This window comes from Arthrobacter sp. KNU-44 (assembly GCF_051843155.1).
Taxonomy (GTDB): Bacteria; Actinomycetota; Actinomycetes; order Actinomycetales; family Micrococcaceae; genus Arthrobacter.
In genome coordinates, this window is sequence record NZ_JBPXNG010000001.1 from 137,680 (window position 1) to 151,854 (window position 14,175).

Genomic DNA, 14,175 nt, shown 5'->3' on the forward strand with positions numbered 1-14,175 from the left:
CCGGATGGCCTTCGGGTCCTGACCGGTGTCTTCCAGGACCGGGTGCCGGTGATCCATGCTTGTACCCTGTCCTTAGGGAAATGTGTTCGATGGGGCCAGGAACGCTGCCGCGTCGCGGCTTCGGAAAGGACAAGCTGCAAGCACTGGTCGTTACGGCCGACCGTTGATAGCGGTACGAGGGCTCATCGACTTTTAGCGTGGTGTCCTTCAGACGAAGGGCTCGCGGCCCTGCGAGCCGGTATGGGCCACGCCTTGGGTAACGCCACAGCGGGCGTGATCTGATCGGCGCGTATTGAACGAGGACAGCGGCGGTTGCCGCGAGCAACCCCAACATCACCAGACCCCGGTGGAAGCCGCTGGCCTTTACGGAAAACGGCCGCGACCCGGGTTCCGCGGATACGGTGCGCGAAAAAACCTCTAGTGTCGGATATTTCACTTGATCGCAGCCCATCCGTGGAAGGCTTGTCTCGGCCCGTTACGATACCTCCGGTCCTGCTAGATAGGATGTTTCTCCACCAACGACCGTGCGGAGTACTCGTGCCGTAAGAAGGGATTCCGGTCCATCTTTGAACGGATTCGTATCAAGCACGGTAAAGTCCGCTAGTAAGCCGATTTCCAGGCGTCCGAGATCCTTTTCGGCGCCGCAGGACCATGCCGCACCGCTCGTTGCGAATGTAAGAGCCTCTTCAAGGGACAACGCAAGTGCCGGCACATTCGGGGCAAGGTATGGAGCGAGAGCAGATCTGCGCGTCGACGCGACATATAAGTTAGCCAAAGCGGAGAACGGCGCGGTAGGTGCATCAGTGCCAAAAGCCAGCTGTGCTCCCGCTTCGGCGAACTCGGACCACGGGTAGCCGCGTTCGACTCGATCATCGCCGAGCATGGCGCGCCAATTGTCTTGGATTGCGGGATCCGAGTGCACTGGTTGCATGGACGCAACTATGCCGAGACGGGCTAAGCGTGCCACGTTTTGACGGCTGACCGTTTCCAGGTGTTCGATCCGGTGGCGGCGGGGGCGAGCCCCATTCGCGCGATAGGCATGTTCCAACGCGGTGAGTGCAATTTCGGAAGCTTCGTCGCCGATGGCATGCATTGCGATTTGGAGGCCAGCGGAGTCAGCCGCGGTCACAACAGGAATCAGAGATTCAAGGTTCCAAATCGGTTTGGCGTTCGATCCGTCCGCGTACGGTTCTTTCATCGTCGCCGTGCACGCATCGATTACGCCGTCAATGACAATCTTTATGCCCGCGATCCGCAGCCATGGCGAACATACAGATTGGCTCAATCGGGCGGCTTCCTCCACTTGGCGCATGTTCTCAGCAACAGAGTTGCAGTTGCTTACGCGCCAATGCCCGACTACCCGAATAGGGAGTTTCCCGTTGCTGGCCAAGAGAGCCCGCTGCAGCGCCTGAAGCTCATGGTCGCTGACAGCCATGTCTACGGCACCGGTAACACCCGCGCTCAGATAGCAATCGAAGGCACGCTGCAGGGCCTCGTCTCGTTCGGTGTCCGTGACGAGTCCGGCCAGGACCGGGCGAACAAAATGTGCAGCTGCGGCCTCGTAGATCATGCCATTTGGTTCGCCGGTTTGGGGATCTCGGCCGATCCGGCCGCCCAACGGGTCAGGAGTGTCCCGTGTGATACCAAGCTCAGCGATTGCTGCCGAGTTTACCCAAACGGAGTGGAAGTCATTTGCGTACAGGTAGACCGGGATATCAACAATGACCTCATCGATCATCCGGTGCGTGGGAGCGCCATCTGGTATTTGGCTGAACAACCAACTACGCCCGAGAATCCGCTTCGCCTGTGGCTTCTCCCTGCGTCCCAAGAGGAGTCGTTGCTGAATCTCGGCCAAATTTGCGGCATCGAGGAGATCTATCTTCTGAAGAGCCTGACCAAGCATCAGGAGATGAGTATGGGCGTCGATAAGGCCAGGCGACACGAAAGCGCCATCCAGATCGATCACGAGGGCGTCGGGTCCTGCCATCCGCTCGGCCGTGGCAGTGTCACCGACCCATGCAAGCCGATCGCCCTCAACGACGACGGATTCAGCGAGGCCGACGTCCGTAGCGGTAAAGACCGTGGCGTTGCGATAGTGTGTGCGGAAGGGGCGATGATCGGGGTCCATGCTCATGTCTCTCTCTGACTGCGGGCGGGCGGGGAATGTTGAATGGCAGTGTTCTGGTTTTTCTGCAGCAATTGGCCCGTCTGAATCATGAACTCTTGCGGTGTCACGGTCCAAGACTGAGTGTTCGATCGCCCCTCAGCGTTTGACTCCCTGCGCACCGTCGGAAGATTCCGGCGCGCGGGGCACTTTGCACGAGCCGATCGCGGTTTGCAGAATCAATTTCACAACATGAAATGATGTTATATCCGGTCAATTGGAATGTCGACCCCTTGATCCGCGATCGCCGGTTCCTCACTTTGCAGATCACTGGCGAGCCCCGCCACGGCCTCGCTGCGGCAGTGGACGCGTAAGCCGCCGCCTTGTGGGATTTCCCGAGCTTCTTGACGTCGATGTGAAGCAGTTCCCCGACCGTTCTCGGTGGCGCTGCTGGCGCAGGTGCGTTCGCTGCTGATCGATCTCAGTCCTCGCAAGCGCGACACCCTGGAGATGGTCCGGGAAATCGTGCAGGTCGAGACCCGGCGGCGCTCGGACGGTCGTACCGGGCAATCATGGTGCTCCACGCTCGCTGCGACGATCGGGTCAGGATGGAAGAAGGATCATCCCGCCCCAACCGTGCTCCGCGTAGCGTTTTAACCATCGGCGGGCGCGCTGGAAACCATTCTTCTTGGCCACAGGGGCCAGCGGATGACCCTCCAGGAACCGCTAGACAAGGATCTCTCCACCCACATCGGCCCGACGGACAAGCATGAATATTTCTCAGTCGTTAGCGTGAGTGGTAACCACTAATCTAAAACACCTTCACTACGGTGTATGGACGCCCCCTTCCCGGTGGGAGGGGCGTCAGCAAGGGCCCAATCGGTACAGATTGAGTCCTTCGGGAATCAGATGTTCTGGTCTTCCTGCCGGTCGACGGTGCTCCACAGGATGGCTACGGGATGCCCGTCAGGTGTGGCGCGTGCTGCGAACTCATCGAGAAGTGCGTCCGCTCTGGCATCAAGTTCGGCTCGCGCTCGCTCATCCAGGCGCAGGACGGCCCGCCGTGTGTGCTGTTGGGCCAAGGGATCGGTCTCCTGGATCTCAGCCACATGGGCCTCAATAATCGCACGTTCGACCCCAGCACTTAGATAGCGGTCGCCTTGAGGGTTGATCTCAAGTCGCCATGTGTGTCCGGTCGCTCGATAAGGCCGCTCCCACGCGCCTTGCGCACCCTGCCTTGGCGGTTCTGAAATAAGAAACCCGGCGTCATTGAGTGCCCGAACTCTTCGCAACAACGTGGCCGGTGCGACGCCCAGCCGTTCGGCAAGCTGCTGGTTGGTCCATGCCTCATCCAGGCACAGTCGCAGAATCCGCCAGCTCAAGGGGTGCGTAAGGGCGCGCAAATCTTCTGGCGTCGTTGGCTGACGTTGCGTTGGCTTATCCATTGACAACATTGTAGCCGATTTGCATAATTGATATCGATATCAATATTTGAAATCAATTGGAGCGTCATGGATGTGATCAGAAACTATGTCGACCAGCATCGGCGGCGGCATGAGCAGGAACTGGCGGAGTGGATCGCCGTGCCCAGCGTCAGCGCGACGGGGGAGGGCATGTCGGCAGCGGCTGAGCATGCCGAAATCCTGCTGCTCAGGAGTGGGCTGACGACCCGAGTTGTGGATACCGGTGGCATTCCTCTGGTTACCGGCCACAAGTCCGGTCCGGACGGGAGTCCGCACGTGGTGATCTACGGCCATTACGACGTGCAACCGCCTGGACCTCTCGAGGACTGGCAAAGTCCACCGTTTGAAGCCGCTATACGGGATGGGCGGATGTTCGGACGCGGGACAGGTGACAACAAGGGACAACATTTTGCCCAAGTGCTTGCGCTTCGCGCACTGCAGGATTGTTATGGTGAGCTGCCATGTTCCGTGACGGTCGTGCTCGACGGCGAAGAGGAGATTGGGAGCCCAAACCTCGCCAAGACACTTGCCTCGATGCGGAACGATCTCAATGCCGACGTTGTCGTTTGGAGCGACGGGCCAGTTCACGATAGCTACGAGCCGACTGTGACTCTTGGGGTGCGTGGCGCGGTGAGCTTCGAGATTACCGTCCGCGGTGCGGACGCTGCGTTGCACTCCGGCAACTGGGGCAACATTGCTCCGAATCCTGCATGGCAGTTGGTGTGGTTGCTTTCAACGATGCGCGCGCCAGACGGAAGAATCCTCATAGACGGCTACGATTCGGGTGTCAAGCCCTTAACCGCGGGGGAGCGCGATGCGTTAGCGGCGTTGCCTGTGGATGTGCCAGCCGTCCTTGCAAGCGTGGGTCTCCAGCAGATCGATGTTTCTCCAACAGGCGATCCCAACGAAGTTGGCTTCAACGAGCGCCTCGCCCTGCCGACATTCACTATCAACTCATTGTCATGCTCGGATGGTGACGACCACCGATCGGTGATCCCGTCGGTTGCTGTTGCCCGTTGCGACATGCGGTTGGCGTGCGGGCAACAGGTCGATACCGTCCTTGAGGCGGTTCGCAAGCACGTTGACAAGCATCTGCCACATGCTCAGCTCCAGTTCAAAGCCACGATGGCTCCTTCGCGTACACTGCCGGACGCGCCTTTCGCCGACGCGGTTGTCCGCGGGGTCAGCTCTGCCGCCGGGAAACCAGCACTGCTCGTGCCGGCGCTAGGCGGAAGCCTGCCCATTGCAGCATTGTCGGACGGCCTCGGTCTACCGTGCTACGGGATTCCACTAGCGAACGTCGACGAACACAATCACGGACCCAACGAGAACTTTGAGCTTTATCGCTTTCATGAGGGCATCGTGACTGCAGCGAGCACTCTGCTGAGTCTGGGCCGGCGGTAAGTTCACCAATAAGGGTCATCGCTCTTGTGCCGGTCGGCCACGCATATTCGCGCCGGCCGGTGCTGATCGCTCCTCCGTGGCGTGATTTCCGACAACGGACGGTCTCCTTTCGGATAGTTGAGACACGTTTCGAGCACGCCCTCTGTCTGTGTGGGTGGCTCCTGAGCAGACCCGGCGCGCTGACTCGGGCGCGGAGCTTTATATCCAGTCAGACTCAATGCAGCATGCAATTGCCCGGATTGTTGCGGCAACCAAACATGTTGTATCAGGCACTATCCACCAAGCCAGCCAAGGTACATCGATGCCCTGGCCAGACCATACGGAACTACGCCAAATGACTCTCTGTCTTATTGACACGGATACAGTCCATGTCAAAGCCCGCGAGGCGGCCAGCCTTCAAACCGACTTGGACGACGCTGTGGAGATCCTAATATCGCAAGCTTTAGGCAAGAAGTGCGGAATACTCGTCACCCGTCATGACCATTGCTTTTACAGCGTTGCTCTTAGCGTCGAGGTTCCCCACGGACAAACGTTTGAAGCTTCGCTCTAATTCGAGCGGACCCTGAATCTGCCAGGACTCTCCTAGCCGGGATCCCGCTGGCACCCCCAGTGCTGGGTTGCATGGACGTAGTCGCATGTGCTGCCGCACTAATACTTTGTTCTACAGCTGGAAGCGGGGTACCGGACGAGCCGGGCTTCTGAATTAATCGAAATCCCGCCAAGCCCCACCGCCCGGCGCCTTCTGGCGAAACCCCCGCCGATGCGGCACGGCTGCCGCATGATCGGCGGCACCCGGCCCACCACCGCGACCGGCCCGGTCAAAATCTGGGCCCGAATTCCGAGGTTCAATTTCCATGGTGCCCTACATCCTTCGGCGGCTTATCACCGCTGCACTTATTCTTCTTGGCGCGTCCTATCTGGTCTATCTCCTGACAGCGGCGTCCGGGGACCCCCTCGAGCAATACCGCGCCAGCAACGCTCCCAACAAACGGCAGCTGATGGACGCCAGGACGGAGCTGCTGCAGCTTAACATCCCAGCCCCACTGCGCTACTTCAAATGGCTGGGTGGAGCGGCGCAATGCCTCGTTCCCTTTGCCAACTCCTGCGACCTCGGCAAGAACATTGCCGGCCAGCCGGTCACCGATGCCTTGGGGCACGCGCTCATCCAGACCCTGATGCTGGTCACCGGCGCCACCGTGCTCGCCATCCTGGTCGGCATCACGCTGGGAATCGTCACCGCCCTGCGCCAGTACAGCACACTCGACTACGGTGTGACCTTCATGGCATTCCTGTTCTTCTCCCTTCCGATTTTCTGGGTAGCCGTGCTCCTGAAAGAATTCGGCGCCATCGGGTTCAACAACTTCCTCCGGGACCCCAACATTCCCTTGCCGATGGCCCTGGCGATCGGCGCGGGCCTTGGCGTGGTGACCGCGGTCGCCGCAGGAGGCGGGATGAAGCGGAGGCTTCTCGCCGGCGGAGTGGCCATGACTTTTGTAACCGCCGTACTTGTCTACTTCTCGGCCATTGAGTGGTTCAAGACGCCGGGGCTGGGGCCGGTGGTCATCGCCATCGCGGGCGCCGGAATCGCCTTCGCCGTCACGCTGCTCTCAGCCGGGCTGCAGAACAGGAAGGCTTTGCAATCGGCGCTGATCGCAGTCGGTGTGGGCCTGGTTTTCTACTTCGTCATCCAGCCGGTGCTGGACGGGGCCACCTTCCTTATGATCCTGCTCTTGGCTATCGCAGCGGTACTCGTCGGGATGGGCATCGGATATCTCATGGGAGGCTACGACCGTGGGCAGTCGATGCGCGCAGCGGCGATCACCTCATTCCTCGTCGGATTCCTCATTGTGCTGGACCGCTACATGCAGGCGTGGCCCAGCTACTTCAACAACAGCTTGGTCAGAGGCCGTCCCATCGCCACCATCGGGGCTAGCACTCCGAATATTGAAGGCAATTTCTGGGTCCTGAGCATCGATTCGTTCACGCACCTGATCCTCCCCACACTGGCCCTGATCCTCATTTCGCTGGCGGGATACACCCGCTTCACGCGTGCTTCCATGCTCGAAATCATGAATATGGACTACATTCGGACCGCCCGTGCCAAGGGCCTGCCCGAGCGGACAGTGGTGATGCGCCATGCCTTCCGCAACGCCCTGATCCCGATCGCCACGATTGTGGCCTTCGACATCGGCGGTCTGATCGGCGGCGCCGTCATCACGGAGTCGGTCTTCTCGGTCCGGGGAATGGGTTTCCTGTTTCTTGACGGCATCCAGCATGTCGACCCCAACCCGGTCATGGGCGTGTTCGTCTGTGTGGCCATTACGGCCATGGGTTTCAACCTCATTGCGGACCTTGCGTACTCCGCACTTGATCCACGCGTAAGGGTAAAAGCATGAGCCAGACAAGTCAGCAGGACGAAATAATCGCCGAAGAGGCGAGCCTGCCGCAAGCTGCGGCTGGCATTGAACCCATCTTCGAAGCCAAGGGCCTCAGCCAGGGACAGATCGTCCGCAAACGCTTCCTCGGCCACTCGGGCGCGATTATCGGTCTCGTGGTCTTCGCGATCATTTTCATCACTGCATTCACCTCTGTCGGCTATGCCGGCATCCCCGGCTGGTGGAAACACAGCCACGAAGATGTTTCGCCGCTCGTCAACGGCGGCGCGCCGACGGCTTCGCTCTGGCCGCCGGCCTGGGGCGAACACCCCTTCGGCCAGGATCGGATCGGGCGGGATCTCTTCGCGATGACGATGCGAGGGGCCCAGCAGTCGATCACGGTCATGATCGTGATGGGTCTCATCGCCGGTCTGATCGGGGTGGTAGTGGGGGCCCTTTCCGGCTACTTCAGGGGCTGGATGGAGGCCGTCCTCATGCGCCTTACCGATGTCATCATCATTGTCCCGACCCTGCTCCTGGCGGCCGTGATGGCACAGCTGGCCGGCCGACGAGACGAAGGAAGCTGGTTCGCCTCATTCGCCAGCAACAACGGCGTCCTCGTCCTGGGGATCTTTCTCGGCCTGATCAGCTGGGTAGGGCTGGCCCGTCTAGTGCGGGGAGAGTTCCTTTCGCTGCGCGAACGGGAGTTCGTCGATGCGGCGCGGATCTCCGGGGCAAGTAACATCCGGATTATCTTCAAACACATTCTGCCGAATGCGGTGGGCGTGGTGATCGTGAACGTCACCCTCACGATGTCGGCCGCGATTCTCACCGAGACAGCGCTGAGCTATCTCGGCGTCGGAGTCAAGGCTCCGGACACCTCTTTGGGACTGCTTATCTCACAGAACCAGGCCGCTTTTGCCACACGCCCCTGGCTCTTCTGGTTTCCGGGCCTGTTCATCGTGCTGATCTGCTTGAGCATTAACTTCATCGGCGATGGACTGCGCGACGCCTTTGACCCGCGCCAGAAGAAATTCGATGCCAGGAAGGCCAAGGGATCAGCGCGCTTTTCTCCGGAAACCACCGCTGCCTCCTCTCTTGACGTAACCAAGGGTGAGTAGATGTCCTCTCATTTCAGGTACGCCCCACTGGGCGATGATGGCCCAGTAGCTAATCGCCGAGCAAAGCACGATGGCGCTGGCCGCTGCTCAGCGGAAAGCCACCTTCACCCCGCCCGCTGTACTGGCGGCGACCTGGCCGCTTTCCACCAGGTCATGCCATCTGGTGCGCACGATCCGCCGCGCGTGGCCCCCATTACGGCCGCCCTAAATCCCGGGAGCCGGAGCGGATCAGGGAAGCGTGGCTCTTCTCTACCGTGTTCAGTGTCAGCGCAAAGCGCGTATCGACATATACCAGCGTTGACCAGGAGACCACGATGGACCCGAACGGGTTCTCCAAGGTGACTCCGCCGTCACGCACGAGCGTCCGGAAGATCTGCCAGCCCAGAAAGGCGATCAACTCAAACAGGGTAGTGACAATCGACGCTCCGGGCACCATCACGACCGTGACCGCGAAGCCGAAAGCGTTCACCGCCCAGGACAGTAGTGCGAACCAGAGGTTCGTTCGGGCCTTGAAGGCATCAACGTTTCCGGCGTGCGACGCAGAACTCATTCCCCTAATAGATCAGTATTCCCAGCCGCGGCACCAAACCCAAATGCTCCGGCGGCCCGGCGGAAGGAAAGCCCCATAATGACTGACTTCGTCACTCTCGATCCACCTGTGTCACCGGCGCCCGGCAAAGGTGAAACCGTGCTGGAGGTCCGGGACCTGAACGTCGACTTCGGGGTGGACAAGAAATGGATACCGGCTGCTACTGGCCTGAACTACGAGGTGCGCGCCGGTGAAGTGCTTGCCATCGTGGGAGAGTCAGGCTCGGGCAAAAGCGCTAGCTCCATGGCACTCCTTGGCCTGCTTCCGAGCAACAGCCGCGTGACCGGTAGCGTCAAACTCGCAGGCAGGGAGCTGCTGGGGGCCAATGAGGCGAATATCAGGGCGGTCCGCGGCAAGGACGTTGCCGTAATTTTCCAGGAGCCCATGACGGCGCTGAACCCCGTCTATACCGTCGGCGCGCAGATCGTGGAGACGATCCGCTTGCACAATGAAGTCTCTCCCGATGAAGCCTGGATGCGGGCCCTGCGAATGCTGGAGCTGGTGGAACTGCCGGACCCCGAGAAAGCGTTCCGCTCCTATCCGCACCAGCTCTCCGGCGGCCAGCGTCAGCGCGCCATGATTGCGCAGTCCCTTTCCTGCAACCCCAAGCTCCTAATTGCCGACGAACCCACCACAGCACTGGACGTGACGGTCCAGGCTGAAATCTTGGATCTGATGCGGAACCTGCGGAACAAGCTAGATAGCGCGATTGTGCTGATCACCCACGACATGGGCGTCGTGGCGGACCTCGCCGACCGGATCGCCGTCATGCGCAAGGGACTGATTGTGGAAACCGGCACGGCCAGACAGATTTTCCATAACCCGCAGCACGAATACACCCAAGCACTGCTGGCCGCGGTGCCGCACCTCGGGCAGGGAGGCTCGGATTCCGCGGACAACGACGAGGTGGCTGCCGCCCTTGTCGTCGCTACGAAGGCCGGAATCCCGGTCGAGGAGCTGCTGATCCGTGAGCGCGGGAACTCCGCAGCACACGCGTCGGCTAGCGCTGCCAGGCCCATTGGCGGTCCCGTGCTGGAGCTGATCGACGTCGCGATCGAATACCCGAAGCAGGGTCGTGTGGGTGCCTTCAGGGCGGTGGAGGGCGCCAACCTGCTGATCTATCCCGGGCAAGTGGTGGGCCTGGTAGGGGAGTCCGGGTCCGGAAAGACGACTATCGGTAGGGCCGCGGTCGGCCTGCTGCCGGTGGCCGCCGGCACGATGAGGGTCGTGGGCCAGGACATTTCATTCGCCAAGAAGAACGGCAGGCAGCTTCGTGACACGCGCCGGGATGTCGGCATGGTGTTCCAGGACCCGTCATCGTCTCTAAACCCCAGGCTGCCCATTGGTGAAAGCATCGGAGAGCCGATGTACCTTGCCGGAGTGGGCAAGGGCGCCGAGTTGCAGAAAAGGATTGAGGCACTCCTGGACCAGGTCGAGCTCCCGCGCGACTACCGCAACCGGTACCCTCACGAACTCTCCGGCGGCCAGAAGCAGCGCGTCGGAATCGCCCGGGCATTGTCACTCCAGCCGAAACTGATGGTCGCTGACGAGCCGACCTCGGCGTTGGACGTGTCCGTACAGGCCAAGGTTCTCAACCTCTTCCAGAACCTGCAGAGGGAACTGGGCTTTGCCTGCCTGTTCGTCACACACGACCTCGCCGTCGTGGACGTGCTCGCCGACCATATCTGCGTGATGCAGCGTGGCCGGATCGTGGAGCAGGGGCCCCGGGAACAGATCCTGCGGAGCCCACGGGATCTCTACACCCGGCGGCTACTGGCATCAGTTCCGCTGCCGGATCCGGACAAGCAACGTGAGCGCCGTGAATTGCGCTCGCAACTGCTTGCAGCAGGCCCCAGTTAACCGCGGTGAACCGGGACCGTCAAAGAATCATACAAAGGTAGCCGGATTTCCACGAGGTTCTGGCGGAAGGGAGGCCGGGCATATCTGATAAATCTCAAACTAGATGAAAAATAATTCGTTATCACGGTACATTTTCGGCTGTCTTTAATCTCGGTCAACTTCCTGGACGGAGCTAATCCCGACCGATCTCGATGCCATCAAAATAACCATTCCCCCGATCGAAGGAGACGTACCGACCCCCCAGGGCGACACGGCAGCGCAAGCTTGGTGTCATCCACAACGACCTTCCGGCAATGCTCCATCAAGGCCAAGACCCATCTTCTTCGAGGATTGATCGAAGCGAGATCCATGGCCGACGGCGACGTTGTTGGAGTACCACCTCAACGAATAATGTCGCGGCATTCCACCAACCAATTGAGCCAACTAAGTATCAACGCTAGAAATCCCGATTCTCCGAATCGGAAATTCTCTGTTGTGCAGCACTTTCATTTTGGAGTACTCAAGCATCAATATTTTTTGCTAAATATTGCCTTTGGAATTTGAATAAATGTTGCAGTTCGATAAAAAGCTTTATGGTTAGGGAAATTTCCGCAAATGCTTTTCTATTTTGGATTTACGATTTTATCCACGTGAGACGCGCCCTACTTCCACTAGGGAAGTGGCTTATCTTTCCGGCGCCTACGGCACCGGTCTCACCCAACCCACAGAAACAAGGAGGCGGAATGCGCTTGAGTCGTATTTCCACAGCATTGGGCGTGGCCGCAGCAGCTGCTATCGTCCTCAGTGCCTGCGCGGGCGGCAGCGGCGGGTCAACCCCGACGGCTGCAGCAGCAGGCAAAACAGGCGGATCGGTGACGGTTGTGGAGGTGAACGCATTGAACACGTTCAATCCCAACACGGCCGATGGTAACACTGATATCAACGAGAAGATCAGCTATGCTACGCATTCTGGCTTTTACTATATCGACAACAGACTTAACGTCGTCCACAACGATAAGTTCGGCAAGATGGAAAAGGTCTCGGACAACCCGCTGACCGTCAAATACACGATCAATGATGGTGTCAAATGGTCCGATGGCACGCCCGTTACGGCCGCAGACCTGCTCCTGCAGTGGGCGGCGTTCTCCGGCTACTACGACGACGCCGACCCAACAGCGAAGACCGGAACGTCGTACTTTTCCTATACCGGCGACTCGACCGGCCTCGCCTTGACCGACTTCCCGGAGCTTGGAACTGATGGTCGCTCCATGACCGTGAAGTACTCGAAGCCGTTCGCCGATTGGGAAATCGCGCTCGGCGGACCCACCATCGACGTCCCCGCCCACGTCTTGGCCAAGAAGGCGGGCCTGAGCGACACCCAGGCCTTGATTGACTTCTTCAAGAGCAAGCCGCGCGGAGATTCCAAGGCACCCCTGCCTGCGGACCCGAAGTTGAAGGCAATGTCGGACATGTGGAATACCGGCTTCGATACGAAGACGCTTCCCGCGGACCCGACCCTGTTCCTCTCGAACGGTCCTTACATCGTCAAGAGCATGAACCAGGACCAGTCCCTCACCATGGTCCGCAACAAGGATTACAACTGGGGCCCGACGGCCAACCTGGACGAAATCACTGTCCGGTACATCGGCGACTCCGCCGCCCAGGTGCAGGCCTTGAAGAATGGTGAGGCCGACATCGTTGCCCCCCAGGCATCGACCGATACCGTGGACCAGCTCAAGGCCCTCGAAAGCCAGGGCATTACGGTTGATCAGGGCAACCAGCTGGCCTACGACCACCTGGATCTGAACTTCTCTGGCCCGCTGGCCGACAAAAACGTCCGCGAGGCGCTCATGAAGACTGTGCCCCGCAAGGACATCGTCAGCAAGATTGTCGGGAAGCTTGACCCGAACGCGGAACCGCTTGACTCGCAGATCTTCGTGCCCCAGCAGGCTGCTTACGCGGATTCCGCCAAGAACAATGGCTCCTCGGCCTACCAGGACGTCGACATCGATGGTGCCAAGAAGCTTCTCAACGGTGCCACTCCGGAAATCCGCATCATGTACAACAAGGACAACCCGAACCGTGTTGACACTTTCTCGCTGATCCGCGAATCCGCCAGCAAGGCCGGCTTCAAGATCGTCGACGGCGGTCTGGGCAAGTCCGACTGGGGCAAGGCTCTGGGCAAGGGCGGTTACGATGCCACCATCTTCGGCTGGAGCAACCCGGGGGTCGGCGTGTCGGGCATTCCGCAGATCTTCAAGTCTGACAATGGGTCCAACTTCAACATGTTCAGCGATTCGGGTGCGGACAAGTTGATGGCGGATCTCATCGTCACCACCGACCGCAGCAAGCAGGATGATCTTTCCAAGCAGATCGACAACAAGATCTGGGATTCCGCTTACGGCCTCCCGCTGTTCCAAGGTGTGGGTGTCGACGCCTATAGCGACCGCATCACCGGCGTCAAGTACATGCCGACCCAGACAGGTGTCTGGTGGAACTTCTGGGAGTGGGCTCAGAAGTAGCCAACCCCGGTAATTAGCACTTGCCGGGAAGGCGTCGGGACCAGAGCACCACGGTCCCGACGCCTTCTCTTCAGACCCTCTGACGATGCCCGGGCGTTGCCGTATCATCCGCGGGCCAAAGCCGGGCTCTGGGATCGGCCCGGTCAAGAACATGGCCCGAATTCCGAGGTTCTATTTCTGTGGCGGCCTCCACGCCCGGCGGAGGGGCATGTGAACGAGTAGGCGGCTCTGAAATTTTTCTACTGGTAGTCACTGGTGAAGGCCCTGCCATATCAGTGACTCGGCGGTCAGGTCGTGTTGCTGGGAACGCTCTCTGCTTGAACGGGCCCTGAAGCTCTAGGTGGAGTCGAGCACGATCTGCTGCCTAGGCTTCAGCCGTCGGCAAGGGGCGAGGCGGCGTCCAATCAGTCATTGAGTTGCGCATTGAAGCAGCGCTAGCACTCCCAAAGCATGCCGAGGGCCAGCTGGTCCTATGCTTGCCGGATCGTGCCGGGGGCCGTGCTGCCTGCCATCGTGTGGAGCGGCTCGGACTTCTTCGGGACGAGACAGCAGCTCGGCGGTGAGGTTGTACCGGTCCCTCGCAGTTTTGAGGTGTACTTCGAGATTGCTTGGGGTCTGCGCAGAATGCCTCTTCTACCCCTGTCCCATTCAAACGTCTCGACTTGCATCTGGTATCCCTGTAGGGCGACTTTCGACGTTTGTCGCCTCGACTACAAGCGTTATCTTCCCTTCCCCGCGCCGTCAGCCTTCAGGCAAGA

At 59.9% G+C, this 14,175-nt stretch carries 8 protein-coding genes; 5 read left to right on the plus strand and 3 right to left on the minus strand.

The features are described 5' to 3' along the window. Nucleotides 1-475: 475 nt before the first annotated feature. Both ACSVHC_RS00605 and ACSVHC_RS00610 read right to left on the minus strand, forming a co-directional pair. Nucleotides 476-2,242 carry an amidohydrolase gene (locus ACSVHC_RS00605; protein ID WP_439180329.1) on the minus strand — a complete coding sequence of 589 codons (1,767 nt, stop codon included), beginning with the start codon at nt 2,240-2,242 and terminating at the stop codon, nt 476-478. Nucleotides 2,243-3,009: 767 nt separating this feature from the next. Then, the gene (locus ACSVHC_RS00610; RefSeq protein ID WP_439180330.1) at nt 3,010-3,549 is read right to left on the minus strand and encodes a helix-turn-helix domain-containing protein; all 540 of its coding nucleotides are present in this window, start codon (nt 3,547-3,549) and stop codon (nt 3,010-3,012) included. A gap of 66 nt (nt 3,550-3,615) precedes the next feature. Here ACSVHC_RS00610 and ACSVHC_RS00615 point away from each other — a divergent pair, with 66 nt between their 5' ends. The 3 genes from ACSVHC_RS00615 (at nt 3,616) to ACSVHC_RS00625 (ending at nt 8,467) form a co-directional block, all read left to right on the plus strand. Then, nucleotides 3,616-4,971 (plus strand): M20/M25/M40 family metallo-hydrolase, encoded by a 1,356-nt coding sequence (locus ACSVHC_RS00615; protein WP_439180331.1) that lies wholly within the window; start codon nt 3,616-3,618, stop codon nt 4,969-4,971. An 854-nt stretch (nt 4,972-5,825) separates the two neighbouring features. Next, nucleotides 5,826-7,367 carry an ABC transporter permease gene (locus tag ACSVHC_RS00620; RefSeq protein ID WP_439180332.1) on the plus strand — a complete coding sequence of 514 codons (1,542 nt, stop codon included), beginning with the start codon at nt 5,826-5,828 and terminating at the stop codon, nt 7,365-7,367. Then, nucleotides 7,364-8,467, plus strand: a complete 1,104-nt coding sequence (locus ACSVHC_RS00625; RefSeq protein ID WP_439180333.1) for an ABC transporter permease — start codon at nt 7,364-7,366, stop codon at nt 8,465-8,467. The genes ACSVHC_RS00620 and ACSVHC_RS00625 overlap by 4 nt, the downstream gene beginning before the upstream one ends. Before the next feature lie 193 nt (nt 8,468-8,660). Here the strand turns inward: ACSVHC_RS00625 and ACSVHC_RS00630 are convergent, their stop codons facing one another. Then, nucleotides 8,661-9,017 (minus strand): hypothetical protein, encoded by a 357-nt coding sequence (locus tag ACSVHC_RS00630; protein WP_439180334.1) that lies wholly within the window; start codon nt 9,015-9,017, stop codon nt 8,661-8,663. Between the two features lie 78 nt (nt 9,018-9,095). On the opposite strand from ACSVHC_RS00630, the gene ACSVHC_RS00635 reads away from it, so the two are divergent. Then, nucleotides 9,096-10,916, plus strand: a complete 1,821-nt coding sequence (locus ACSVHC_RS00635) for an ABC transporter ATP-binding protein (RefSeq protein ID WP_439180335.1) — start codon at nt 9,096-9,098, stop codon at nt 10,914-10,916. Nucleotides 10,917-11,638: 722 nt separating this feature from the next. Further along, on the plus strand, nt 11,639-13,417 hold the full coding sequence (locus ACSVHC_RS00640) for an ABC transporter family substrate-binding protein (RefSeq protein ID WP_439180336.1): 1,779 nt from the start codon (nt 11,639-11,641) through the stop codon (nt 13,415-13,417). Nucleotides 13,418-14,175: the final 758 nt, after the last annotated feature.

What these genes read in the sequence shown, in the direction of transcription:
- ACSVHC_RS00610 (WP_439180330.1), bottom strand. Translation starts at nt 3,549, where the DNA reads ATGGATAAGCCAACGCAACGTCAGCCAACGACGCCAGAAGATTTGCGC.
- ACSVHC_RS00615 (WP_439180331.1), top strand. Translation starts at nt 3,616, where the DNA reads ATGGATGTGATCAGAAACTATGTCGACCAGCATCGGCGGCGGCATGAG.
- ACSVHC_RS00620 (WP_439180332.1), top strand. Translation starts at nt 5,826, where the DNA reads ATGGTGCCCTACATCCTTCGGCGGCTTATCACCGCTGCACTTATTCTT.
- ACSVHC_RS00625 (WP_439180333.1), top strand. Translation starts at nt 7,364, where the DNA reads ATGAGCCAGACAAGTCAGCAGGACGAAATAATCGCCGAAGAGGCGAGC.
- ACSVHC_RS00630 (WP_439180334.1), bottom strand. Translation starts at nt 9,017, where the DNA reads ATGAGTTCTGCGTCGCACGCCGGAAACGTTGATGCCTTCAAGGCCCGA.
- ACSVHC_RS00635 (WP_439180335.1), top strand. Translation starts at nt 9,096, where the DNA reads ATGACTGACTTCGTCACTCTCGATCCACCTGTGTCACCGGCGCCCGGC.
- ACSVHC_RS00640 (WP_439180336.1), top strand. Translation starts at nt 11,639, where the DNA reads ATGCGCTTGAGTCGTATTTCCACAGCATTGGGCGTGGCCGCAGCAGCT.